27 protein-coding genes are annotated in these 24,845 nt (G+C 41.8%); 24 read left to right on the forward strand and 3 right to left on the reverse strand.

Annotated elements, in window-relative coordinates:
• The first annotated feature begins 30 nt into the window (after window positions 1-30).
• The 23 genes from BC751_RS22295 to BC751_RS04845 all read left to right on the forward strand — a co-directional run bounded on the left by BC751_RS22295 (window position 31) and on the right by BC751_RS04845 (window position 21,504).
• Complete coding sequence (locus BC751_RS22295) at window positions 31-240, forward strand: GDCCVxC domain-containing (seleno)protein (protein ID WP_130274529.1); 210 nt, start codon at window positions 31-33, stop codon at window positions 238-240.
• Between the two features lie 332 nt (window positions 241-572).
• Entirely contained in the window at window positions 573-2,045 is a 1,473-nt protein-coding gene (locus BC751_RS04740) for a sulfatase family protein (protein WP_130274530.1), read from the forward strand.
• Window positions 2,042-2,257, forward strand: a complete 216-nt coding sequence (locus tag BC751_RS22300) for a GDCCVxC domain-containing (seleno)protein (RefSeq protein WP_130277496.1) — start codon at window positions 2,042-2,044, stop codon at window positions 2,255-2,257. The genes BC751_RS04740 and BC751_RS22300 overlap by 4 nt, the downstream gene beginning before the upstream one ends.
• Before the next feature lie 2 nt (window positions 2,258-2,259).
• Window positions 2,260-3,093, forward strand: coding sequence for a helix-turn-helix domain-containing protein (locus BC751_RS04750; RefSeq protein WP_130274531.1), 834 nt, complete (start codon window positions 2,260-2,262; stop codon window positions 3,091-3,093).
• Between the two features lie 96 nt (window positions 3,094-3,189).
• Window positions 3,190-3,939 (forward strand): SDR family NAD(P)-dependent oxidoreductase, encoded by a 750-nt coding sequence (locus BC751_RS04755; protein ID WP_130274532.1) that lies wholly within the window; start codon window positions 3,190-3,192, stop codon window positions 3,937-3,939.
• 74 nt (window positions 3,940-4,013) lie between these two features.
• Window positions 4,014-4,931 carry a ClpXP adapter SpxH family protein gene (locus BC751_RS04760; protein WP_130274533.1) on the forward strand — a complete coding sequence of 306 codons (918 nt, stop codon included), beginning with the start codon at window positions 4,014-4,016 and terminating at the stop codon, window positions 4,929-4,931.
• A 22-nt stretch (window positions 4,932-4,953) separates the two neighbouring features.
• The gene (locus BC751_RS04765; RefSeq protein ID WP_207226837.1) at window positions 4,954-5,124 is read left to right on the forward strand and encodes a hypothetical protein; all 171 of its coding nucleotides are present in this window, start codon (window positions 4,954-4,956) and stop codon (window positions 5,122-5,124) included.
• Window positions 5,125-5,129: 5 nt separating this feature from the next.
• Window positions 5,130-5,537: an OsmC family protein gene (locus BC751_RS04770; protein ID WP_130274534.1), complete on the forward strand. Its 408-nt coding sequence runs from the start codon at window positions 5,130-5,132 to the stop codon at window positions 5,535-5,537.
• An 82-nt stretch (window positions 5,538-5,619) separates the two neighbouring features.
• Window positions 5,620-6,447 carry a 4,5-DOPA-extradiol-dioxygenase gene (gene ygiD, locus BC751_RS04775; RefSeq protein ID WP_207226838.1) on the forward strand — a complete coding sequence of 276 codons (828 nt, stop codon included), beginning with the start codon at window positions 5,620-5,622 and terminating at the stop codon, window positions 6,445-6,447.
• A 233-nt stretch (window positions 6,448-6,680) separates the two neighbouring features.
• Window positions 6,681-7,583 carry an OmpA family protein gene (locus BC751_RS04780; protein ID WP_130274536.1) on the forward strand — a complete coding sequence of 301 codons (903 nt, stop codon included), beginning with the start codon at window positions 6,681-6,683 and terminating at the stop codon, window positions 7,581-7,583.
• Between the two features lie 219 nt (window positions 7,584-7,802).
• Window positions 7,803-8,699 carry an NAD-dependent epimerase/dehydratase family protein gene (locus tag BC751_RS04785; RefSeq protein ID WP_130274537.1) on the forward strand — a complete coding sequence of 299 codons (897 nt, stop codon included), beginning with the start codon at window positions 7,803-7,805 and terminating at the stop codon, window positions 8,697-8,699.
• Window positions 8,700-8,821: 122 nt separating this feature from the next.
• Window positions 8,822-9,883, forward strand: a complete 1,062-nt coding sequence (locus BC751_RS04790) for a serine hydrolase domain-containing protein (protein ID WP_130274538.1) — start codon at window positions 8,822-8,824, stop codon at window positions 9,881-9,883.
• A gap of 1 nt (window position 9,884) precedes the next feature.
• Complete coding sequence (locus BC751_RS04795) at window positions 9,885-10,793, forward strand: helix-turn-helix domain-containing protein (protein WP_130274539.1); 909 nt, start codon at window positions 9,885-9,887, stop codon at window positions 10,791-10,793.
• Between the two features lie 142 nt (window positions 10,794-10,935).
• Complete coding sequence (locus BC751_RS04800; RefSeq protein WP_130274540.1) at window positions 10,936-12,288, forward strand: alpha/beta hydrolase; 1,353 nt, start codon at window positions 10,936-10,938, stop codon at window positions 12,286-12,288.
• A 151-nt stretch (window positions 12,289-12,439) separates the two neighbouring features.
• A complete protein-coding gene (locus BC751_RS04805) occupies window positions 12,440-13,642 on the forward strand; it encodes an IS4 family transposase (protein WP_165389799.1) in 1,203 nt (400 codons plus the stop codon).
• Between the two features lie 95 nt (window positions 13,643-13,737).
• The gene (locus tag BC751_RS04810) at window positions 13,738-14,856 is read left to right on the forward strand and encodes a DUF4932 domain-containing protein (protein ID WP_165389800.1); all 1,119 of its coding nucleotides are present in this window, start codon (window positions 13,738-13,740) and stop codon (window positions 14,854-14,856) included.
• Between the two features lie 92 nt (window positions 14,857-14,948).
• Window positions 14,949-15,731 carry an alpha/beta fold hydrolase gene (locus BC751_RS04815; protein ID WP_130274543.1) on the forward strand — a complete coding sequence of 261 codons (783 nt, stop codon included), beginning with the start codon at window positions 14,949-14,951 and terminating at the stop codon, window positions 15,729-15,731.
• A complete protein-coding gene (locus BC751_RS04820) occupies window positions 15,728-16,519 on the forward strand; it encodes an alpha/beta fold hydrolase (protein ID WP_130274544.1) in 792 nt (263 codons plus the stop codon). Before BC751_RS04815 ends, BC751_RS04820 begins: the two co-directional genes overlap by 4 nt.
• Window positions 16,520-16,622: 103 nt before the next feature.
• Window positions 16,623-17,381 (forward strand): CPBP family intramembrane glutamic endopeptidase, encoded by a 759-nt coding sequence (locus BC751_RS04825; RefSeq protein WP_130274545.1) that lies wholly within the window; start codon window positions 16,623-16,625, stop codon window positions 17,379-17,381.
• Window positions 17,378-18,193: a type II CAAX endopeptidase family protein gene (locus tag BC751_RS04830; protein ID WP_130274546.1), complete on the forward strand. Its 816-nt coding sequence runs from the start codon at window positions 17,378-17,380 to the stop codon at window positions 18,191-18,193. The genes BC751_RS04825 and BC751_RS04830 overlap by 4 nt, the downstream gene beginning before the upstream one ends.
• 134 nt (window positions 18,194-18,327) lie before the next feature.
• Complete coding sequence (locus BC751_RS04835; protein WP_130274547.1) at window positions 18,328-19,095, forward strand: hypothetical protein; 768 nt, start codon at window positions 18,328-18,330, stop codon at window positions 19,093-19,095.
• Window positions 19,092-20,111, forward strand: coding sequence for a S41 family peptidase (locus BC751_RS04840; RefSeq protein ID WP_130274548.1), 1,020 nt, complete (start codon window positions 19,092-19,094; stop codon window positions 20,109-20,111). Before BC751_RS04835 ends, BC751_RS04840 begins: the two co-directional genes overlap by 4 nt.
• A 226-nt stretch (window positions 20,112-20,337) precedes the next feature.
• On the forward strand, window positions 20,338-21,504 hold the full coding sequence (locus BC751_RS04845) for a lycopene cyclase family protein (protein WP_130274549.1): 1,167 nt from the start codon (window positions 20,338-20,340) through the stop codon (window positions 21,502-21,504).
• A gap of 175 nt (window positions 21,505-21,679) precedes the next feature.
• Here the strand turns inward: BC751_RS04845 and BC751_RS04850 are convergent, their stop codons facing one another.
• The 3 genes from BC751_RS04850 to BC751_RS04860 form a co-directional block, all read right to left on the reverse strand.
• Window positions 21,680-22,264, reverse strand: a complete 585-nt coding sequence (locus BC751_RS04850) for a DJ-1/PfpI family protein (RefSeq protein ID WP_130274550.1) — start codon at window positions 22,262-22,264, stop codon at window positions 21,680-21,682.
• Window positions 22,265-22,276: 12 nt separating this feature from the next.
• Window positions 22,277-22,744, reverse strand: a complete 468-nt coding sequence (locus tag BC751_RS04855; RefSeq protein ID WP_130274551.1) for a pyrophosphohydrolase domain-containing protein — start codon at window positions 22,742-22,744, stop codon at window positions 22,277-22,279.
• A 287-nt stretch (window positions 22,745-23,031) separates the two neighbouring features.
• Window positions 23,032-23,817 carry a superoxide dismutase gene (locus BC751_RS04860; RefSeq protein WP_130274552.1) on the reverse strand — a complete coding sequence of 262 codons (786 nt, stop codon included), beginning with the start codon at window positions 23,815-23,817 and terminating at the stop codon, window positions 23,032-23,034.
• 193 nt (window positions 23,818-24,010) lie between these two features.
• On the opposite strand from BC751_RS04860, the gene dapF reads away from it, so the two are divergent.
• Window positions 24,011-24,790 carry a diaminopimelate epimerase gene (gene dapF, locus BC751_RS04865; protein ID WP_130274553.1) on the forward strand — a complete coding sequence of 260 codons (780 nt, stop codon included), beginning with the start codon at window positions 24,011-24,013 and terminating at the stop codon, window positions 24,788-24,790.
• The last annotated feature ends 55 nt before the right edge of the window (window positions 24,791-24,845 follow it).

Here is a 24,845-nt window from a genome sequence, read left to right on the forward strand (position 1 = left end):
GACAGGCTATACAGTAACCGAAAAGAAAAAATGAACATAATCTTACAATCAACAATCACCTGCCCCGAATGCGGACATAAGAAAGAAGAAACTATGCCGACAGATGCTTGCCAATATTTTTACGAGTGTGAAAACTGTAAGAAAGTATTGAGGCCAAAACAGGGTGACTGTTGCGTATATTGTAGTTATGGGACAGTAAAATGCCCACCAATACAAGCCGGGACAAATTGCTGTAAATGACAATGAAACGACCGACAGAAATAGAAAGCCGACCGCTAACAGCCGTTTGCCACAATGGCGGGTGAAGTGGTTAATTCAACATTCTACCTCGCATCAATCCCGAAACATCGGGATGGTGTATTGACAGTTTTGTGCTCCGAAACCCGCCCGAACGCAAAGCCCGAAACCGTTATTTTTTAGATTCAAATAGATTTTTAAATTTAGACTGTCATATATAAGCTTGGGGGTTATCTCTTTGGATAAAAGAGCAATTCTTGGTTAATTCATTAAATCAATTCATATTGAATTATAGGCTTAAAATAATTTAATAACCAAAACAAATCTGTTCTTGCATGAAGTCATTTACTCGGTTGATTGCTTTTTTGGGACCAAACTTATTTGCTATCCTTTTAGTATTCCAAGGTTCCCTTTCATCCATTGCTCAGCAGAAAAATCCATCCAAACCAAACTACATTATCATTTTTGCGGATGATTTAGGATATGGTGATCTGGGAGTGTTTGGCCATCCCAGCATTCGAACCCCTTACTTGGATCAAATGGCCTTTGAGGGGCAAAAATGGACCAATTTTTATGTTGCTGCTCCGGTCTGTACTCCTAGCAGGGCAGGTTTGCTTACGGGGAGACTTCCGGTAAGAAACGGAATGGCCAGTGATAAACGGGCGGTGCTTTTCCCGGATTCCAAAGGAGGCTTACCTCCAGGAGAAGTCACTCTGGCCAAAGCCCTAAAAAGCGTAGGGTACAAGACGTCAGCAATAGGAAAATGGCATTTAGGGCATCAGTCCCCATACTTGCCTACTGACCACGGCTTTGATTCCTACTATGGTATACCCTACTCCAATGATATGAACCGGGTAGAAACCATTGAGGTCAAAGATTGGATCAATGGCCAAATCCAACTGGCCGAGGAAGAAAGATGGGAGGCATACCAGGTTCCCTTAATGAGAAATCAAGAAATCATCGAACAACCTACCGATCAGCGAACCCTGACCAGGCGTTATACCGAAGAGGCCATTGCTCAAATCAAAAATATGAATGGGGCACCCTTTTTTCTTTACCTTGCCCACTCCTTACCTCATATTCCCCTATTTCGTGCTGAAGAGTTTAAAGGCAAGTCTCTGGCCGGTATGTACGGGGATGTGATAGAAGAGATTGATTGGTCCGTAGGGCAGATCCTTCAGGTGCTGAAAGAAGAAGGATTGGCTGAAAATACCCTGGTGATCTTTACCTCAGACAATGGACCTTGGCATATTTTCAAAGAACATGGAGGAACGGCAGGCATGCTTCGAGGAGCCAAAGGTGGGACATTTGAAGGGGGTATGCGGGTACCCACCCTGTTCTGGTGGCCCGGGAAGTTGAAACAAGAAGTGGTCATGGATATGGGTACTACCTTAGATTTGTTTCCGACCTTCAGTAAGTTATCAGGATTCCCCATTCCCACCGATCGTTCCTATGATGGCTATGACCTTTCCGGATTGTTATTTGGGACAGGAAAAAGTGAGCGGAATATAGTCTATTATTATCATGGGACCCAACTTAGAGCCATTCGTTGGGGAGACTACAAGGCTCATTTTTTCACTCAAAATGAATACGGCTCTCAAACTGCCCACCCGATCACCCAACCACCATTAGAAATCACCAATCAATTGACTCCTCATGATCCTCCGTTGCTGTATAATTTAAGTATAGATCCCGGAGAGCGATGGAATATAGCCGAGTCGCACCCTGAAATCTTATCAGCCATCCTAAAAATCAGGGATGCCCATTTAGCTACACTGATTCCGGTAGAAAACCAGTTGGAAAAATAAACCCTAAATATAATTTAACTACCAACCTATTTACATGCCCGAATGCGACAAAAAAATCAGAAATTATACCGAAAGACACTTGCCAATATTTTTACGAGTGTGGAAATTGCAAGATAGTTTTAAGGCCAAAAGAGGGCGACTCTTGTCTGTATTGGAATTATGGGACTGTGAATGGCCCACCAAGACAAGCAGGCACAAGTTGCTGTAAATGAACATGAATCAGCTCTTCCAGATTTTTAAAGTAGGCAGTGCAGAAGCCTTAAAAATATCTGCTTCTCCAGATAAATCGCACCAACACGATTATGAGGAATTGGTCATAGGGATGGAGGGCCAACTGGAACATTTTATTGATTTTAAAAATAGCGTCATGGATGCTCCCCTTGTGAGTTTTGTGACCAAAGGCAAAGTTCACCGTGCCATTCCAAAACTAAAGAATGGAAAATGTGAAATGTGGGTACTGCGCTTCAAAAGTGAGTTTATACCAGAAATCACCTTTCAGCTATATGCCAATTACCACAACCATGCCATGCTCAAACTGACGGATGATTACTGCTTCAAGCGCCTGACCACCATCTGTGAAATCATCCAGAGGGAAATGCAGCAGGAAAATCCTGACCTGAGCGTAGTGAGGCATTTGCTGACAGCGCTATTCATTATGATTGAATCAGAAAGAAATAAAATTTCTCCTCAGGAAGAAGGAGGATTGAACCACTCCCAGAACACTACTTTGCAGAGCTTTTTACAGATTCTCGAAGAAAACTACCATAGGCCTGTTGGGGTGGAATTTTATGCAGAAAAATTGTTTATGTCTGCCAGAAACCTCAACCTGATCTGTAAAAACATTCTTCAGCAAACGGTCAGTGAAATTATTGAAACCAGAAAACTCATTGAAGCCAAAAATCAGTTGACTTATTCTGATAAAAACATTTCCGAAATCGGCTTTGACCTGGGCTACAATGAAAAGGCTTATTTCACCAATGTGTTCAAAAAACGGACAGGGCAGACTCCCTCTGAGTTTCGGGAAGAGATGAAAAAGCTTTTTTCCTGATTTTACAACTCTTCTACCCAAAACTGTTACCCCTGCCCCTCTTAAGGTTTGCATCTTTGTATAGTAGATTTTAACAACCCATTAAATACAAAAAAGATGAAAACCTTAGATCAAAAAGTAGCCATAATCACCGGTGGTGGCTCTGGCATTGGAAAAGCAATTTCACTTCTCTATTCTTCTGAAGGAGCCAAGATTGTCGTTTCTGATATTGATGAAAAAGGCGGCCAAGAGACTATCGCTGAGATCATAGCCAAAGGCGGCGAAGCGATTTTTGTAAAGGCAGATACCTCCAAACCGGAAGACAACAAAAATGTGGTAGAAAAGGCGGTCGAAAAATTTGGCCGATTGGATATCGCCGTAAACAATGCAGGGATTGGTGGTCCTTTGGCACCAACCGGAGAATATCCCATAGATGGCTGGGACAAAACCATTGCCATCAATCTTTCCGGGGTATTTTACGGCATGCGGTACCAGATTCCTGCCATGCTGAAGTCGGGTGGAGGAAGTATTGTAAATGTCGCTTCCATTCTTGGTAAAGTTGGAACACCGAATTCCCCGGCCTATGTAGCTTCCAAGCACGGAGTGATAGGTCTGACAGAGACAGCAGCCCTAGAATATGCCCAACAAAATATCCGAATCAATTCCATTGGTCCGGGTTATATCATGACTCCTTTGCTAAAATCTTTGGATGATGCTACCATGAAAGCTTTGGTAGGTCTGCATCCTCTGGGAAGATTAGGTACCTCCGAAGAAGTGGCAGAATTGGCCTTATGGTTGAATTCAGATAAGGCTTCATTTGTTACCGGCGCCTATTACAATGTAGACGGGGGTTACTTGGCCCGATAAACCTGCTTTTGCAAGCAATCAAAAGCCAATTAACAGAGTTTATTCTAATAATCAAATCAAGTAAAAACAGGGAAATGAAAGAACAAGTCAATCCGCTTTTATGCGACATAGAAACCGGCATGTGTGAAATCCCTGATGGGGAAGATCAAGTAGCTGTTCAGGAGCAGAAGCCATCTTCCGGAAAAGCCATAAAAGTAATTTATTTTACCGACCCTATCTGTTCCTCTTGTTGGGGAATAGAACCTCAACTCAGAAAGTTGAAATTGGAATATGGGCATTTCATAGATATGGAATACAGAATGGGCGGTTTATTGCCTGATTGGAGTTACAACAGTGGAGGGATCAGCAAACCCTCTGATGTCGCCCATCATTGGGATGAAGTAAGCCGTTATTATGATATGCCCATAGATGGGGACGTTTGGTTGGAAGACCCCTTGAATTCCTCCTATCCACCTTCCATTGCCTTTAAGGCGGCGCAGCTTCAAGACGAGGGAAAAGCCATATCCTTTCTCCGTGAAATAAGGGAGATGGTTTTTTTACAAAAGAAGAACATTGCCAAAAGGGAACATTTGGTAGCTGCAGCAGGTAAGGTGGGCCTGGATGTATCCCAGTTTGAACTTGATTTCGAAGGTAAGGCCTGGGAGCTTTTCTCCGAAGATTTAAAATTGGCGAAAGAAAGGGGCGTCAGGGGTTTTCCCTCCCTGTTTTTCGCTGATAATAATGGCAACACGGAATTTGTATATGGCACCAAACCTTATGCTTTCTATGAAATCGCCATTTTGAAATTAGCTCCTGAAGTGAAAAAGAAGGAATACCAAAAAAGTTGGGAATCTTTATTCTCCATGTATCCAAGCCTAACTGCCAAAGAATTTTCTGAACTGTCCGGAACGCCTAGGGTTGAAAGTGAGCAGCTTTTGGATGAACTGGCTATAAAGGGTAACTTGGTTAAAAGGAATACAAAAAATGGGGCTTTGTGGAAGTTCCAGGGTTAAAGCTAATAAAATTCCAAGAGCCATGTCCAACATCAATTTGATCATAGAAGAAAGGTTCATTGACTGGAATTTCGTTGCATCGGACAAAGCACTGATTGCAGCGGCAAAACAAAAATGGATAGCGCAGCAATTTGAAAAGATAAAGGGTGAGGAAACTGAGTTTGTGCCTTACCCCACTTTTCCTAAAAAATAGAATTTATGGCAAGAATAACATCTCACATAGGCAGAGAACACTTTAAGACACAAATCAAGTCTTCAACCGGCAATATTTTACTTGCTGATGAACCTATAGAGGTGGGTGGGAAAAATGTTGGTTTTTCACCCAGTGAGCTATTGGCTTCTGCTTTAGCCGCCTGTACCAGCGCAACCCTTAGGATGTATGCTGACCGCAAAGAATGGGATCTGGAGGAAGTAAAAAGCGAGATTGAACTGAAATTCTTTCGGGAAGAAAACAAAACAGTGATCTCCAGAAAACTGGAATTTATTGGTAACCTTGATCAAGACCAAAGGCAACGCTTATTGGCGATTGCCAATGCCTGCCCTGTTCATAAAATACTCACCAATCCAATAGAAATCAACACCATCGTGGAAATTGAAAAGCGCTGATTTTTATTGCAGAATGGACAGAAAAACATTTATCAAGACCTTGGTTCCTCTGTTAACAGCGGGACCATTGACCCTAGCAGCCATGAAACTACAAGAATTGAATAAAATGACCGCGCCACTGGGCAAAACCCAAAAAATGCCCGTGCTGTTTTTAGGTCATGGCAGTCCCATGAATGCCATTGAAGAGAATGAATTTGTAACTGGCTTCAGAAATGTCGCCAAAGATATCCCCAAACCCCAAGCGATTCTTTGTGTTTCGGCACATTGGGAAACCAAAGGCACCTTTGTCACTGCCATGCAAAATCCACCAACCATCCACGATTTTGGAGGTTTCCCGAGAGAACTCTTTGAAGTACAATACCCGGCACCTGGCAGCCCCGATTTGGCAAAGGAAACCAAATCCCTGATCAGCAAAACCAAGGTAGGATTGGATGACAAATGGGGACTGGATCATGGGGCCTGGTCTGTTATCAAGCATTTGTACCCCAATGCCGATATTCCGGTGATTCAAATGAGCATCGATTACCGTCAGACGCCCCTGTACCATTACGAATTGGCAAGAGAAATCAAGTCCCTACGCGAAAAAGGGGTTTTGGTCATTGGAAGTGGGAATATGGTGCACAATCTCCGAATGGTAGACTGGAGGAGGCTGAATGAGACTTTCGGTTTTGACTGGGCCATGGAGGCCAATGAGAGAATGAAATCCTATATTCTTGATGGTAATCACCGGGAATTGGTTAATTTTCGGTCTCAGGGAAAAGCCTTTGATTTGGCCATCCCTACCCCTGAACATTATTTGCCTCTCCTGTATGCATTGGCCTTGCAGGAAAAAAATGAGGAAATAAAATTATTCAATGACAAAGCGGTGGCGGGGTCTTTGACCATGACATCGGTGAAAATTGGTGAATGATTCCATATCAAACTCTGAAACAAGGCTTGGAATTTGTGAATTAATAAGGAGATCAATAGAATTTAGCTGCTATTAAGCAATTGATGTCTTTTTTCTGGCATTTATAAACAAAAATTTTTTTTTCTATCAAAAGAGAAAAAAGCCTGATAATAATTCTCCCCAAAAAAAGAACTGAATTTATCCGCTTTCGTTTAGAGTTCTTAAAAAAATTCATCCAGAAAACAGTCGTTCCTATGCACAAATTTAAATCCTTTGTCCTTATAGGCGGCACCCTCATCTTGGCCGCCTCTTCATGCGCCCCTGTTTACCGTTGTGGAGACAGGATTCCGGACAAACTACCCGGAGGTAAGCGCTTAAAAGCAGTAGTCATCGAGAGGGATGAACTTTGTACAAATCTCGCCATGAGTCAATCCGAAAATGCCGATCTCACAGCAAGACTCAACGAAAGTATCCAGAACAATCAAACTCTCAGGCAGGAATTTGATAACCTAAGGGCTTTGTATGATGACCTGAGAAATGAAAATGTCTCCCAGGCCCAACAATTTAATACCGCCCTACAGCAGAAATCCAATGAACTCAATGAGAAAGAACGCTTATTGGCGGAGCGGGAAAAGTCGCTGCGCGAAATGCAGCAAATCATTTCCCGTCAGGATTCTATTACAAGGAGTTTAAATGATTTGGTGAGAAATGCTTTACTCGGTTTTAATTCAGATGAATTGACTGTGGAAATCAGAAATGGCAAAGTATATGTTTCCATGTCTGATAAACTATTGTTCAGGTCAGGAAGTGCTGATGTAGAGCAAAAGGGAAGACAGGCTCTCCGTGTGTTGGGAGATGTGCTGAGAAAGAATGAAGAAATAGATGTATTGGTGGAAGGCCATACCGATAATGTGCCCATTAGAACTGCCAGATTCAGAGATAACTGGGATTTAAGCGTGGCACGGGCAACATCTATTGTAAGGATACTGACAGATGAGCAAAATATTTCACCTACAAGAGTTACAGCATCCGGAAAAGGTGAGTTTATGCCTAGGGCTTCCAACGATACTGCTGATGGCCGAGCACTTAACAGAAGGACAGAAATCATCTTATCTCCTAAATTGGATGAGCTGATGAAGATTTTGACAGGCAATTAAGTTCTGTTGGGATCAATAGCTTTGTGTCTTTCGGTTTTGGAGGTATTCATCGAGAATTTATCTTAAAGACTGGAGGGCACAGAGCTATTTGTATAAAAATAAAGCAAAATTCCTTTTCCTGAATTTTTATATGCTTTTTTTGGGTAGCTTATTTATGATTTTTATACCTTTTGTTTGTGTTTACTTTGTATTCAACTTTGACATCAAACCATTTGAATTATGAGAATATTCTTCACAGGAGGCTCAGGAAAAGCTGGGAAATACGCTATACAGTACTTACTTGATCAAGGCCATAGGGTTTTGAATGTGGATTTAAAGCCTTTGGACCTCCCTGGTATACATAATCTGATAGCAGATATTACAGATTCCGGTCAGATGTTCAATGCCATGACTTCCTATGCAGGTTTTGATGAAATGGAAGCAGGTACCGGAGTACCAAAATTTGATGCTGTAGTGCACTTTGCAGCCGTACCAAGAATTCTGATCAATCCGGACAATGAAACATTCAGGGTCAATACCGTGGGTACATATAATGTCATAGAAGCGGCTGTCAAGTTGGGGATCAAAAAGATTATCATAGCCTCTTCGGAGACTACCTATGGCATCTGTTTTTCAGATGGAAAAACCGATCCTAAATCCTTGCCCCTGGAGGAGGATTATGATGTGGATCCTATGGACAGTTATGGACTGTCCAAAGTGGTTAACGAGCAGACGGCACGCAGCTTTCAGCGCCGCTCAGGTTTTGATATCTATGCCCTGCGCATCGGCAATGTCATCGAGCCCCATGAATATGAACTGCTTTTTCCACATTATTTCAAACATCCCGAGGTTCGGAGAAGAAATGCGTTTTGCTATATAGATGCAAGGGATTTAGGACAGATTGTGGATTTATGTCTGAAAAAAGATGGATTGGGTTATCAGGTATTCAATGCAGGTAATGACCACAATGGTGCCATTATCCCCAGTAAAGAATTAGCGGCAAGATTTTTCCCGGGAGTGCCTCTTACCCGGGATCTTGAAGAACATGAGGCATTATTTTCCAATCGGAAAATCAAGGAAGTCCTTGGGTTTAAAGAGCAGCACAATTGGAGAAAGTATGTGAAGGTGGAAAAATGAAACTTTGGCAGGCCAATTTAATCTCGAAAAATATATAATGAGGATTGCAAATCCTCAACTGCTGAACTGTTTGAAATTTGAAGTTTCCCGCCTGGTCTCCAGGCTTTTTTTATATTTATAGTATGAAACGGACCCTCAACCCTATCTTTCTCCAAACTTCCCTGCAGAAAATGGTCGATAACAAATCCATTTTCAGTGTTGCCATGAAGGTGGAAAGTGGGGATGCGTCCTTATCCTGGTCAGGGGCTGCCGGCAGTATGCAGGCCGAAGACAAATACTTTATTGCTTCTGTGACAAAAATGTATATCACCGCGATCATAATGAAGCTGATTGATGAGGGAAAAATCCGTTTAGAATATAAAATCAATAAATACCTGCCGAGTGAATTCTCTACCAAACTTCATTTTTTCAAAGGGGTGGATTACTCGGATCAATTGACCATCAAGCATTTGATTACCAACACCTCCGGCATTCCGGATTATTTTTTTCACAAACAGGAAAATGGGCGGACCGTTGCAGATGATTTGCTGGAAGGGAAGGATGAAGCTTGGCCACTGGAAAGGACCATTGGACTTATCAAAGGATTGAAACCCAAATTCAAACCGGGGAAAAAAGCAGCATACTCCGATTCGAATTACCAGCTTTTGGGAAAAATTATTGAGGAGGTTTCAGGGCTATCTATTCCAGAGATCATGAAGACATATATCTTCGATCACTTGGGGCTTAAAAATACCTATGTGTACCAAGATATATCGGATAACATTCCCGCTCCTTTTTATTATGGTTCCAAGAAATTGTGGCTTCCCAATTACATGGCCTCTATTGGACCGGAGGGGGGAATTGTATCTACTGTGGATGAGGTAATGGTCTTTTTGAAAGCTTTTTTTGCAGGGTTCTTTTTCCCAAAAGAAAAAATAGGAACGCTAAAGGAATGGAAAATGATTTTTCCTCCTCCCGGACTTTTCCAATTTGGGATTGGTCTCGAAAAATTATGGATTCCCCGGATTCTTTTCCCATTTAAATACCCCGGGGAAATTCTTGGTTTTTGGGGTCAGACGGGCACTTTTGCTTTTTTCAACCCTAAAACCGATCTATATTTCTGTGGGACTACCAATCAGGTCAATGGTGCAGGACACAGAAAAGCTTCTGGACTGATCATCAAAACCATCAAAAGCATGATTTGAAATGAAAGGGGATCTGGAAATACCGGTCTATAAAGAGTTTAACGATTACTATGTGGCAGCGAATACCCCTCTGCGTTCAAAACATGATGAATTTAATATCTTGAGGTTTTGTGACCTTGGTGAAGAACTTGTTACCGGAATGGGACCTTTCAGCATTGCTTATTACCAGATTGCCATTGGAAGTGACCTGAAGGCAGCCGTGGGGGTTTTTGATATCCGGGAGGAAATAGAAGATTATACCATGGTGATTTATTTGCCGGGTCAGATTTTATCCTGGGAGAAAAGAGGAAATTGGGAAGGATTTGTGGTCAATTTCAAAGAGTCATTTTTGAACCTTGGAAGTATGCCGCAGCAAATGGACAGCTTTGGCTTTTTACATAGTGTTCAGCCGCTGGTGGTCCCCCTCGGTAAAAAGGAGTATAAGCAGTTAAGCCATTTTTTCGAATTGATGTTGCAGGAACAAGAAAGATTGGGTGAGGAAAACATCTTCGTAATCCGTAACCTGCTACAGGTAATGGTGGTGTATATCAACCGGATTGTTTCTGAAAGAAGAAATGACGGAAGGTTTGTAGAGCTTCAATATCAAAAGATCGCTACAAAATTCAAAAGTTTGGTGCTTGAACATTACCTGCAAAATAGATCGGTCGCTTTTTATGCTTCTCATTTGGAAATCACTCCTGCTTACCTGTCTGATGCTGTAAAAAAAGTATTTCAGACCTCTCCCAAAAACATCCTCAATGAAATCACTTTTTTACATGCCAAAACCCTCTTGTCAGCTTCAGATATAGGCATCAAGGAAGTAGCATGGAAGCTAAGTTTCGATGATTACAGCCATTTTGTAAAATTCTTCAAAAAAATGAGTGGGCTTACCCCTGCTGGTTTTAGGAAATCCTTGATAAAAGAGGACTAGAATAGGCCTATTGGATAGCTTTCACAGTGAATCAGGTACCTGATTTTATACCAAATTCTGTGGCTTTTTTTCCCATTAAATGTAGTGGTATTTAATGAAATTTACAGTAAATCAATAAGATGAAAAGTTAAACCCCACTACTATGAAAACCCAGAAAATAAATAACCCAGCAGAAAAAGGCGCCCCTCAAGCGGTACCTAAGTACAATAAGCCCTTGGTCGGAAGGATGAAGTTTTACTACAAAAATCCGATTGTAGATGCTTACTTTTCTTACCTTCTCGCCTTTGGGGCAAGAGGTGGGGCGGATGTAGGTGAAGCATTTGCAGCTGTCAGCAATGTCAATCAATACGACACGGAAGCTTGGGTGCGGGAACTGACCAAAGTGGCCGACCTCGCGGAAAAGGATGCAGAAAGAAGCTTCTCCCGTGGACATCTCATCACTGCCAGAGAAACCTTCTTAAGGGTGTATTACCTCAACAGGGCCGCCTTGTTTAACCTCAGTCCTGTCAAAGAAACCAAGCGTTACAGTGAAATTCTGGACCATGCGGTCGCAAATTTCAGAAAGGCTGCTGCCCTATTCAACCCTCCCATAGAACCCATTGAAATTGATTTCGAAGGAAAAAAGTTGAAGGGTTATTTTATGAAACCTGACAACAGCAATGTCAAAAGGCCTACCATTTACAATGTAGGAGGAGGAGAGTCCTTTAGTGAGGACATGTGTTTCCTTTTTGGGATTGGAGATCAGGAGCGTGGTTACAATGTCATCACGGTAGACCTTCCCGGGATGGGCAATACAGCCATTCAAGGAATGAAAATGGAGCCTACCATGGAAAAGCCCGTCAGTAAAGTGATTGATTACTTAGAAACCCGGCCTGATGTGGACATGGATAAATTGGCTGTCTTTGGCCCAAGTTTGGGAGGTTATACTGTGGCCAGAGCTGCTGCCTATGATAAGCGTATCAAAGCCATGATTGCAAACAGCATCATTTTGAATCAATATGAGTATTTGGTGCAGGCCAAAGAGCTTAAGGTTTTGGCCAAATATGAAAACTTCCCCTTGTTCAAATTGATTACCAGGATATTTGGTTCCTGGTTGGCCGGTCTGTTTAATGTCATGGACATTTACAAATGGAGATGGCAGGTAGATACGATTCAGGAATGGTTGGATGCCTGTAAGAAATTCACAGTAGACCCTTCGGATATTGATTGCCCCAGTCTTTTATTAGTAGGAGAGGATGAGTTGGCCTATTCGGCTACCCATGGATTTATAGCAGATGCCATGCAAAAGATCAAAAACCCCAAAGTGGATTTGGTGATCGGTAAAGGTGATCAAGGCGCTTCAGGCAAAAACATGCTTCCTAACATCACCCTAATTCGTCATACCGTTTTTGATTGGTTGGATGAAGTTTTCCAAAAAAATGAAGAAAAGGAAGTTCAGAATCCAAGCAGGTTGAAAATAAAGGATAATGTTGAATTAGGAATTAATGCCGTTTAGTTAGTGGTTAATTAACTGAAATTCATTATATTAGAGGTATAAAATAAGGCTTCCGAAAGCAGGGAGTGCTGGAAGCCTTAAAACTTTAATTGTAAATGAATTCAAGTTAAAACTAAGTTATGAAAAATTTATCATCGAAAGTAGGACTTCGGTGAAAGATTTTCTTCGTGACCGTTTCTTTTCCTTTGAAGTTCTTGTGCTTTTTATTTTGTCAAAGAGCAACAAAGGACTTAATATCTGCCTTGAAGAGTTTTTTGGGGAATCTTCCTTATCGCCCACTAAAAGTGCATTTACCCAGGCCAGGAAAAAACTGTGCTATACAGTTTTTAAAAAGCTTAACGGTTTGATCTGCAGTCTTTTTTACCAACATGCAAAGTTCAAGAAATGGAAGGGGCATAGGGTGCTTTCTGTTGATGGTTCAACACTTGAACTCCCGGATCATCCCTCCATGTCAGAGAAGTTCAGCTATCATGGTTTTGGGCCCAATGCGGATGCGGGACATTACATGAGCAGGATATCTTACCTGTATGATGTTTACAACGGCCTTGTACTGGATGCCGGTATGGAAAGCTACACCACTTCGGAAGCCACCCTATGTCATGCCCATCTTGGACATATTAAAGAAGGGGATCTTCTTGTGTGCGACAGGTATTATGCATCACTGAGACTTTTTTTCGAATTGAAAGGAAAAGGGGCCGACTTTCTTTTCAGGATGAAAGACAATTGGTGGAAATGTGTCGAAGATTTTTCCCGAAGTAGTTCCTCTGATGCGGAATATACATTAATACTCCCTCCAAAATACAGATGGCTGCTTGAAAAGTATCCCTCGTTATCCCAAACCATGACCGTAAGACTGATCAAGAAAAAGAATAAGAAGGGTAAGATTTCAATATATGCGACTTCGCTGTTGGACAGGAAAAAATATACAGCCTCCTCTCTAATAAACCTGTACAAACAGAGATGGGGAATAGAAGAAGCATATAAACTGATCAAATCAAGACTTGAAGTATCTGATTTTTCCGGCAAAACAGCATGGGCGGTCCAGCAGGACTTCTATGCTAAGACCCTGATCATATCACTCTGCAATATTCTTTGCTATGATGTGGAGCCAAAAACCAAAACAGGACGGACATCAAAGTCAGCAAGGACCTTGATAATCAATAAAACTTATGCATTGTCAAAAACAAAATCCCTGATTCTTAAAATCAGAGATTTAATTGGTGAATTGGAGCAGATTATCCAGAAATATGTAAAGAAAATCGCTTCCAAAATAGAATATTCAAGAAGAAACCAGGTATTCAAGCGGAAATTCAGAGCTAAACTGAAATACTCAATGAATTACAAATCTATTTAATCACATTCCTTAACTTAACGGCATTAAATTAGGAATGAATAATTAGGAATTTGTAAGCAACTATTATTTTATACTACATGACAATTGCCCCGGTAATGTCAAGATTCCTTGCAACAAACTTGACACTTCTAATGATTTTGGTGGGGGTTTTTGGAACTGAAAATCATCTTTCAGCCCAAAGGCTCCCATCAGCCATGCTATCAGAACATCATCAAATTCAACTACGGGTCAGCCCACAGGTAGAACTGATATCTATTTTACAATCCATTGGAAATTATCCTGAAATATTACCTTTTTTGGTTTCCGCACAGGAATTTTCCTATCGCCAACGTGCCTTAGAACATTTTGGTCCTTTTTCTGGGCATGCCGCTGTAAAGATGTTTGACAGGCTTAGTGCGCAACCCAGGAAACTCAATTTTAATGCTCCTTCTTATATCATGCTCTTTACCAATCAGGTTTTACAGCTGAGAAATGATATTGAACTGGATGAATTTGTGCTTAACCGCATCGATGGACAAGACTCTTTGCTGGTATTCCTGGACCTGCTCAAGGATTTTGTAGAAGTTTCTGGATTTAGTGATTTTTTCAGCCAAAACGAAAAATACTATTTTCAGACCATTGATCAGGCCAAAGACCAAATTGGAGATTTCAACTTTATCCGTGAATTGGAGGATTTTTATGGACAATCCCAACATTCCTACCATATTGTCCTGGTCTCCCTTTATCCCGCTCTGGGATTTGGGAATTCCTTGTTAAGGCATGATGGAAAAAGGGAGATTTACAATGTGATGGGAGCAGGGTCAATTAAAGAGGATATCCCCTTTTTTGGGGATGAAATCCATTTCAGATATATGATCCGCCATGAGTTCAGCCATCCTTTTGTCAATCCACTTACTGAAATGCATCGAGATAAGATAATGCCCTATTCCGAAAATTTCGAGTCTTTGCCTGAAAATGCCCGACAGCATGTTTGTGGGGAATGGGAGGAGTGCATCAATGAGTTTATTATCCGGGCCATTACCACCTGGCTGGCCCGACAGGAATGTGAAAGCCTGGGAGACTGGGCTTACCAAAGAGAAAAAAGCAGAGGAGTGCCCTATTTAGATGAACTGCTGGAAAAAATCGATGCCTATCAAAACAATAGGAAGCAATATCCCACACTCCAAGAGTATTATCCAGAGCTTTTGAAAATCTTTATGAATCCAAATCATTGAAATTAGTTGACTGATAATTCCATTTTTTGGTTTGGATTTTACTAATATGAACAATGCCCGAACTTTTGATTTTTAACTCTATCGTTATTGTCATGGACACCATTCAACTTGAATACAGCATTAGGGGAAAAAAGAACAAAGAGACCCTTCTTTTTGTACATGGGGCGGGGGGAAGCATGATCCAGTTTCACCAACAACAGGAATTTTTCTCTGCCCAATACAAGGTAGTGTTGGTTTCCCTTAGGGGACATGGGGATTCTCCAAAACCCTCACCAAACACCACTGATCAATATGCCTTAAACCTCTTTGCCGCGGATATCATCCAATTGATCAAAGACATTGATTTGGAGCATATCCATTTTGTAGGCAATTCTGCCGGAGGGGTGATAGGGTTTGAAGTAGTCAGTCAAATGCCTGAAAAATTCTTAAGCCTGACCACATTTGGCACTACGGGACAAATGAAATTCCCCAAATTTTTGGCTCCGGTATTCAGAGGTTTTGATGCCTTGATGCTCCGATATTTTAAAAATTGGTACCTGAATTTGATGGCATCCCAAACGGCCCTGAATGAGGAAGCCAAAGAAACATGCTTGCAAATGTTTGAAAAGGCAGTGGCTGCTATACCCCATTTCAGGTATAATTTGGTAAATTATGATTTCACTGGATTTATTGCGCAGTGTCCTGTCCCATATACCCTGATCCGATGTGAGTTTGACAAGGGAATCAACGGCATGTTAAAATCAACGCTAAAGGCCATGGGAGCCAATCCATCAGCAAAGGTGATTGAATTAAAGGGCGTGGGCCATGTGGGCAACCTCGACGATCCTGTGGCTTTCAATAATTGCTTAAAGGACATCTTGAACAAGCTAGTATGAAGAAAGGAATCATTTCAAGCACTTACGGAGATATCTATTATGAACTGTCAGGTATAGGTCCTGGTCCTACTTTGGTGCTTATTCATGGGGTTGGTATGGATCATTTGACTTTTCAAGAACAGCTTGTATCCTTAGAGCGGCATTACAGGATTTTGGTTTGGGATTTGCCGGGTCATGGCAATTCCTCCTTAAAAAATTACCAGAAGCGTTTTACTGAATTGTCAGCAGAAAGTTTGAATGAGTTGATGGAAGGCCTTCAGATTTCCAAAGCCGTTTTGGTTGGACAGTCATTAGGAAGTATGATTGCCCAGTATTTTTTACTCAAATATCCTGAAAAAGTCGTGGCTGTGATCCATGCACCTGGAATAGAACTGAAATCCCATGTTGGCAAATGGGCCAAATGGATGGTTCCTATTTTTCTCTTTTTGATGGGTTTGATTCCCGAGAAGATGTTCTGCAAATCTTTTGGGAAACACAGGGCAGAAAAGAAGGAAGTTCAGGATTATTTAGCCATTAGTATAGGGAAAATTGGTAAGAAGCTGGCATTGAAAATCACTGCTGACATGTGTTACGATTTGATCGATTCTTCACCCCAAACCCCTAAGGTTCCCCTTTTGATGCTTTACGGGGAAAAAGATTTGGGTTTTATCAAAAATGCTTCCAAAGCTTGGCATAAAAAGGAGCCATCCAGCCATTGTGTAGAAATCGCTAGTGCCAACCATATTGCCAATCAGGACAATCCTGAGGATTTTAACCGTGCATTGAGAGTTTTTTTGGAAGGCCTGTAAGTTTAAAACAGACCTGTCAGGTTTTAAAAACCTGACAGGTCTCCCATTCTATCCACAAATAATATCTATTAATTTCTATCAATATTCTCAATTCCCCAGCATCATGAAGTTAAAAAAGTTTTATCTCGGAATCAGTTTATTTTTCCTTGGGCTTTTGGGTATTTTGTCCATGTTGACTGTGGATATCCCTTTACCGGAGGAAATGCAATCCATTTTGGAGGAACAGTTTACCCCCTCCCAAATTCAATGGCTGCTATTGATCAATCCCACCATTATCATGTTGATAGCCGTTATAGTGGGAGTCCTGCTTTACCAAAAGATTAACCTGAGTATTCCCATTTTTGAAAAATGGCTGGGCCTTAAAGAAGATTTCCCTCAAACCCGTGAAATACTAGTGTATGGGATTGTTGGGGGACTGCTAACCGGTGTTGTTTTGAGTTTGTTTGGGCTGATTGGTAGGGTGCTGATTCCTTCAGAATTTGAGCAGCTCACCGCAAACATTCAACTGACATTGGCCGCCAGGTTCCTATACGGCGGCATCACGGAAGAAATCCTGATGCGTTTTGGTTTGATGACCTTCCTGGTATGGATCGCTTCTAAAATTTCCAAAGGGACGAAGCCTTCAATCTATTGGTTAGGGATCATTTTGGCTGCACTTATTTTTGCTGTCGGGCATTTCCCCATGGTTTTCCAGGTTATAGGAAATCCAAGTCCGATCATGATTGGCTATGTGCTTCTTGGTAACTCCATAGGCGGTTTGGTTTTTGGTTGGCTTTATTGGAAAAAAGGCCTGGAAAGTGCATTTCTGGCACATATGTTCGCACATGTTGGCATGGTGGTTCTTGAAAAAATATTCCTATGAAGACAGCGGTATCAAATCATAAATCCATTCCTATCCGGTTCTTTGTGGTTACCTTTTTATGGTCCTGGCTGCTTTGGTTGCCCTTTGTTTTGGGTGGATTGGACATTTGGGACTGGGATGCAACCCTCAGAAGCAATTTGAGTATGCCTGCGATTATCCTGGGCGCATTTGGTCCAGGGGTTGCTGCGGTTTTTTCCATCAAAACCCTTCAAGGGAAGTCAGCAGTCAAACCCTTTCTTCGGTCTTTTTTCTCCTTCAATTTTGGCTGGAAAGTTTGGGGAATCATTTTTGGGGCGATGGGCCTTGCCAATTTTCTGGCATGGTATATTCCTGGATTTTTCGGCTATGAACGTTTGTCGATGCTTTTGCCCACAATTTTTGTTTTCCCGATTTATTGGCTGTTGATGGTATTTTTTGGTGGAGGTCAGGAAGAAATCGGTTGGCGCGGTTACATCATGCCTATTTTGGAATCCAGATTTGGGGTTTGGCTGGGCAATACCATCTTGGGAATCATTTGGACTTTGTGGCATGTTCCGCTTTGGTTTATTCCTGATTCCTTTCAGGTATTTATGCCTTTTCCTGCCTTTCTGATTGGATGCATCGGACTTTCCTTCTTTTTCTCCTGGGTAGTGAAAGTTTCCAACCACAAGCCCTTATCAGCCCTGATGGCCCATGGTACCTCCAATGCGATGTTGCCCGTTTTTCCAAGTTTGGTGCTCGCTACTGGTGTATTTCAGATCCACTTTTGGATCTTGGAAATTTTGTATTTTATAATTGGTATGATTGCCATGTTATCCCTTAAGAAACAATGAAAAAAGTCGTATTTATATCAAATTCAGCTTTCTTTTAAGCCAACAAGGCATTTAGATGTAACTTTTCCCCACCTGACGGATATCATGTTTTTCTGAATGTATATTACTTAATTTTGAAGTCTAAATCCATAGTAATGAAAAGATGGTTTTTGTTCTTGTCCTTTTTATTGGTGCAGGTAGCTGTATTTGGCCAGGACAAGCAACGAACCCTTTTTTGGAATGCAGGAACCCATAATGCTTGGGAAAGGGATTTCGCTTATTCGCCCTTGTTATACAGTGGGGCTTCCTTTGGTTTTACCTTGGGCTATGCCAGTGTAGGAGAAAAGAAAACCGATGAGGTTTACCTGCATTATAGCAGAATTCCCATGCAAAATGCCTTCGATGCAAACATGGCTGGCACCCATGCCCATGTGATGACCTACACCTTTTACAAAGCATCCTGGTTGCCGGAAAAATTTACCCTGGGCTGGTCCAATAACAATGCCCTGAGCTTACGGAATTTCGAGGATGCCCAGAATTTTAATCCCAGGTTTGACTTTCATACTTCATTTGGTCCGGCTGTTCAGTATCAAACCTTGTTTGGAAAGGTGGAACAGTGGAGGTTTTCCTCTCAGGCACATTTTCAGGTGACAGGTTTCCTTTTTTCGGCTTCTTATGTAACCAGTCCACCGGACCCATTTTTGCACGAACAGTCCACTTTCAATGCTTTTTGGCAATCCATCCGCTTTTTCCAGCCCTTCCAGCAACAGGATTTGGGCATCCTGAACCAGCTGTTTTATCAACTGTCCAATGGCAATGAAATCGGTGTGGGTTATAGGTTCAACTATACGAATTTGGAAAACGCACAGCGTTCCCAGCGTTCAATAGGTCATTATTTCTTCCAATTTAATTTTCAGCTATGAGACAGTCCCAAATTTTCTTAAGCTTATTAGGGCTGATAATGATGATAGGGATTATTTCCTGTGAAGAAATTCTTGCTCCAAGAGCCCCAGAGGCCAGTCCAAGGGCTGTATTTGAACATTTATGGAACGATGTCCATAATAGGTACAGTTTTTTTGAAGAAAAACAGATAGATTGGGTGGCGGTAAGACAACAATACAGTCCCTTGATCCATGAAAATATGGCTCCTGATGCGCTATTTGATGTGTTGGGGGATATGCTTGGAGAACTGCAGGACGGGCATGTCAATTTATTGAGCACTTTTAACCGTTCCCGAAATTGGAGTTGGTTTGAAGATTTTCCTTTGTTTTATGACCAGCAGTTGATTGAGGAGGTTTACCTGGGGACGACTTTCAGGATCATCGGTCCCTTGTATGCACAGACCGTGGAAAACATGTTGTATGTCAATTACAGGTCTTTTGAACGCACTTTAACCACACAGCACATGGATGAGATCGTCCGCCTGATGCAGTTTCATGATGGCCTGATCATTGATGTTCGGAGTAATGGGGGAGGGAATTTGCAAAATGCACTCAATATAGCCTCTCGTTTCATTGAGCAGGAAGTCACTTATGCCAGACAACGTTTTAAGAAAGGGCCTGGAAGAGCTGATTTTACACCATGGGCAGATCTTAGGATTTCTCCTCATTCCGGAGATAAGTACTTGGGGAAGGTTGCTGTCCTGACCAACCGACGTTCCTACAGCACCACCACTTTTTTTGCGCAGATGATGCGGACCTTGCCTCAGGCACGGCTGTTCGGCGATCAGACAGGTGGAGGGGGAGGCATTCCAGTTTATGCAGAGTTGCCCAATGGCTGGACTTACCGATTTTCTGGTAGTCAAACTGTGGACCTTGATGGAGTGCAGCTTGAATTTGGGGTACAGGCCGATCAGTTTTTAGAAAATCCTATGAGTATTGTTGAAGGAAAGGACCGGGTGATTGAAGAGGCTATTGTTTGGTTAAAAGCTCCTTTGTAGTTTATTAAAAAAATTTAACTCCATTCGGGGTTGTGAGGAACACGACAGAGATTGGTCATTTTGACCCCGGGTGGCAACCCGGGGCAAATACCCTTTGGGATTTAACCCCTTTTAAAATTATGACGATAATCTTTTAAATAAAGATTATCCCCAAAAGCTTTAAACACTCTCCTGCTTTTATGGTATTATTGGGTAGGGAATCATTTTTCCTTTATTATAAACCAGCATGTCCAATACATTCGATTATATAGTTGCCGGTTCCGGATTGGCCGGGTTGAGTTTCCTGTATCGCCTGCTGAAGGATGAAAGCTTACAGCATAAAAATATCCTGGTCATCGATGCCTCCCAGAAAACCCAAAATGACCGTACCTGGTGCTTTTGGGAAAAGGAAGCAGGGCCATTTGAATCCTTGGTCTCCCACCAATGGGAAACCTTGCAGTTTTTCTCGCCACAGGTTTCCAAGGAATTTAAAATGAAGGCATACCGCTACAAAATGATCCAATCTGGTGATTTTTATAGCCATGTGCTGGATTTTATCAAAGGTTTCTCCAATGTCACCTTTGTTCAGGAACAAATCCTTGAGATAGTGGAAGAAGGGGAAAAAGCGGTGGTTAAAACCGAAAAGGGGAGATATTCAGCGGATTATGTATTCAACTCCACCTCCCTTTTTTATCCCAAAATGACCGAAGAAAATACCTTATTGCAGCATTTTTTGGGTTGGTATATCCAAACAGATAAGCCGGTTTTTAATCCAAAAGTAGGTACTCTCATGGACTTTACCTTGCCACAGACCCATGGGACAACCTTTATATATGTATTGCCAACGTCTGAAAATTTGGCTTTGGTAGAGTACACTTTGTTTACCGAAAGGCTGCTGAAAGAAGAAGAATATGAAGCCGCACTGAAGCGCTATATCAAAGACAAGTTGGGGATAGGGAGTTATGAGATTACCCATTCCGAATTTGGGGTAATTCCCATGTCTTTGGCCAGATTTCCAGCTCATTTGGGGAAAAACAAACGTATTGTCAATATCGGAACAGCAGGTGGCTACACCAAACCCAGTACAGGTTATACCTTTCAGTTTGTACAGAAACATATCGCTCAGATACTGGAGCAGCTTGGACAAAATCAATCTCCTGTTGTTTCCCTTTCATTTAGGGAAAAAATGTTTGAATGGTACGACAGGACTTTATTGGATGTGCTGCTGACCAAAAGCCTAAGTGGGGAACAGATTTTTTCGAGCTTATTTAAGCGGGTGGATCCTGAGCGTATTTTGGCCTTTTTAGCCAATGAAAGCGGCTTTTGGGAAGAATTTAAAATCCGGAACAGCGTTCCCCAATTCCCCTTTGTCTTTTCAGGAATGAAACAGTTGTTGGGCTTGGGGAAGAAGTGAGGCTGGTCAATTTTTGGGATTGAGAAGTTTATAAAGATGGTGGATGTCGAAAAGCGGAAGTCGAAAGTGGGGTTTCAAGGGATTTTCAACTATAAATTCCGTAAGGCGGATTTCTGAAATAAAAACATTTAAGAGAAAAGTTAATTTTCGAAATCCGCCTTTCAATTTTCCAATTTCACTTCCCCTCATATTCCATATATCTCGCTGTCTTCTTCATTACCTCTTCACCAAAATATATTTCCACCACATAAAGCGAAAGATCTATGCCGGCAGCAACACCTGCGGCAGTCATAAATTTTCCATTGTCTACAAACCGGGCACTTTTATCAGGAATAGCGCTAGGTTCCATTGCCATTAAATCTTCAAAAACTTCGTGGTGTGTGGTAAATCTTTGTTCCCTGAGATGCCCCAGTTTGGCCAGAATGCGTGCACCACTACAAACGGTGAAGACTGTTTGAGCTTTTTGGATCATTTGGTTTATCCAATCCATGAGTTTGGAATCCCGGATGACTGTCCTACTTCCATCCCCACCGGGAATTACCAAAATATCCACTTGATCAAGTTCACTGATTGCCAGGTCGGGCATCACCTGTAAACCATTTTTTGCATGGATGAGGGATTTGTTTTTGCCCACAGTTTTTACTTCCAGGTTTTGGTAACCGGAGAGTTGGGCAGTAACAGAAAAAACCTCAAAAGGCCCTGCAAAATCCAGCACCTCAACCTCATCAAAAAGTAGAATGGCTACTTGAAGTTTGGACATAGGCATCAGCGCTTATTTGGAGAGTATGCCTTTCAGATCAGCAGGGGAATAAAATATGGATTTCAGGGTTTTCCTATCCCCTTCACGATAAACCAAATAAAGGTCTTCAACCTGCTCATAAAAGCAATCCACGCCCTGACTTTTGTAATGTGAGACTGTTGCCTGGGCTTCTTCTTCAGTTTTACATGCCTTGCTCATATTGGAGCGCTGAACCTCATCAAAAAGTTCCTTGAATTTATCCGCCAGACCAAATTCCAGTACGGCACCAGCCAGGACATACTGAATATCACACAAGGCATCGGCGATTTCCACAATATCTCCATTTTGGATGCCTTCTTCCAGTTCCTTGAGTTCTTCGGCAATCAGGGAAACCCTCAGCTCACATCTTTTGGCATCAGGAACCATGGGTTCAGGTAAAATTGGATGTTGGAAAGTTTTGTGGAATTCAGCGACAGAAGTAAGGCTCTTGGGATCTTGCATAATGATTTAATTTTGGTTTATTAGGTGCTACAAAGAAAGGAATTTTCTTTAAATACCTAAGTACTACAAATTCCTCTTCCTACAGATAGCCAACCAGGTGAAAAAATTAAAAAAATTTCCATAGAAATTACTCCTCTTAAAGACACTAAACTTAAGTGAAAAAACAAATCAAAGTAAAAAAGAAAAACCAATAAATTTAAACACCGTTTATTTTTTAAACATTGTTAAAAATACAAAGTGAAAAGTTCATCTTTTAACAAAAAAACGGGGATTGCTCCCCGTTTCAATTAACCTTTCATCAAGGTGTCATATCGTTTTTCGACTTCAGTCCAGTTGACTACGTTCCAAAACGCGGAGACATAATCCGGTCTTCTGTTTTGATAGTGGAGGTAATAGGCATGCTCCCATACGTCAATTCCCAAAAGAGGTATCCCCTGGAATTCGGAAATATCCATCAGCGGATTATCCTGATTGGGTGTGGAACCGATTTTTAACAAGTTATTCTTGTCCAAAACCAACCAGCCCCATCCTGATCCGAATCTTCCTTTGGCGGCATCTTCAAACTGTTTTTGAAATTCTTCAAAGCTGCCAAATGCACCGGTGATTGCTTGGGCGAGATCACCACCGGGTTGACCACCACCATTTGGGCTCATGGTCTTCCAGAACAACTCATGATTATAATGGCCGCCACCATTATTGCGCATTTTGGTAGAGTATTTGGAGATGTTCATCAAAACTTCCTCCAAAGGTCTGCTCACATCCACTCCTTCTTCTGCTGCTGCTTCGGCCATATTTTTCGCATAGGCCGCAGCATGCTTGGTATAGTGGATTTCCATGGTCATCGCATCGATGTGCGGTTCGAGTGCGTCATAGGCATAAGCCAAAGGCGTTTGTTCAAAACCTGTGCTCAACAAGATCTTGCCTGCATCAGTCTCTCCACCGGATTTTTCTCCGGCGCAAGCACTCAAAAAGGCAGAACCGAGTACACTGCTTCCAATTCCTACAGCCAAGGTAGCTTTGGTGCTATGGCCAAGAAATTTTCTTCTGGAAACATCAAAAGTTGATTTTTTCATAAGGTTGTTGATTTCCGTTGATTGTTTGGTTGATCTATCACAAGGAGCCCTAAGATAGCCAATTCATCCTGATTATGAAACCGAATATCAGACAATAAGTCTGAAATCCTGACAAGATGTTTATGTTTGCATAACGATTAAAACTTGGTTTGGTTTTTGAAATCATTCTAAAACCGTCAATCCGAATTATTTTATGGAAATAGCCTTTTATAAATATCAAGGAACAGGCAATGATTTTGTCATGATAGATGACAGATCTGAGGCCTTTCCTGCCCAAAACCTGAAATTGGTCCAAAGATTATGTGACCGCAAATTTGGGATAGGCGCCGATGGGTTGATTTTGATCAGAAACAGGAAAGGTTATGATTTTGAAATGATTTATTTCAACGCAGATGGTTCCCAGAGCATGTGTGGGAATGGGGCCCGATGTGCTGTAGCCTTTTCGAAATTTTTGGGAATCATAGAGAATGAAACGCATTTTCTGGCCATTGATGGCCCGCATGATGCCAGAGTGGTTGGCGATTGGATAGAATTGGGCATGAGTCCTGTTTCCAGTCTTTCCAATGCGGGCGAGGATTTCTTTGTCAATACCGGTTCTCCCCATCATGTGCGTTTTGTAGAAGATGTGGCCAGTTATCCGGTGGTAAAAGAGGGAGCGGAGATACGCTATTCAGAACCTTATGCCCCCAAAGGTACCAATGTGAATTTTGTGACACCTATCGGCCCGGATGAAATCCATGTACGCACTTATGAGCGTGGTGTGGAGGACGAAACCTTGTCCTGTGGCACGGGAGTGACAGCCTGTGCTTTGGTATTTGGCTATCAGAATGAGTTGCATGAAGTTAAAATAAAAACCCCTGGAGGAAAGCTTAAAGTGAGGTTTTCAGAAAATGCAGATGGCAGTTTCCAAAATATCCTGTTGATCGGACCTGCAGAACAGGTTTTCAGAGGAAATATGAAAGTAGAGATTTAAAAAAAGGGAGGATTGCCGGATAAAACCTAGTACTATCTGTCATATCTTCCGTTCA

The organism is Cecembia calidifontis, assembly GCF_004216715.1.
GTDB lineage: Bacteria > Bacteroidota > Bacteroidia > Cytophagales > Cyclobacteriaceae > Cecembia_A > Cecembia_A calidifontis.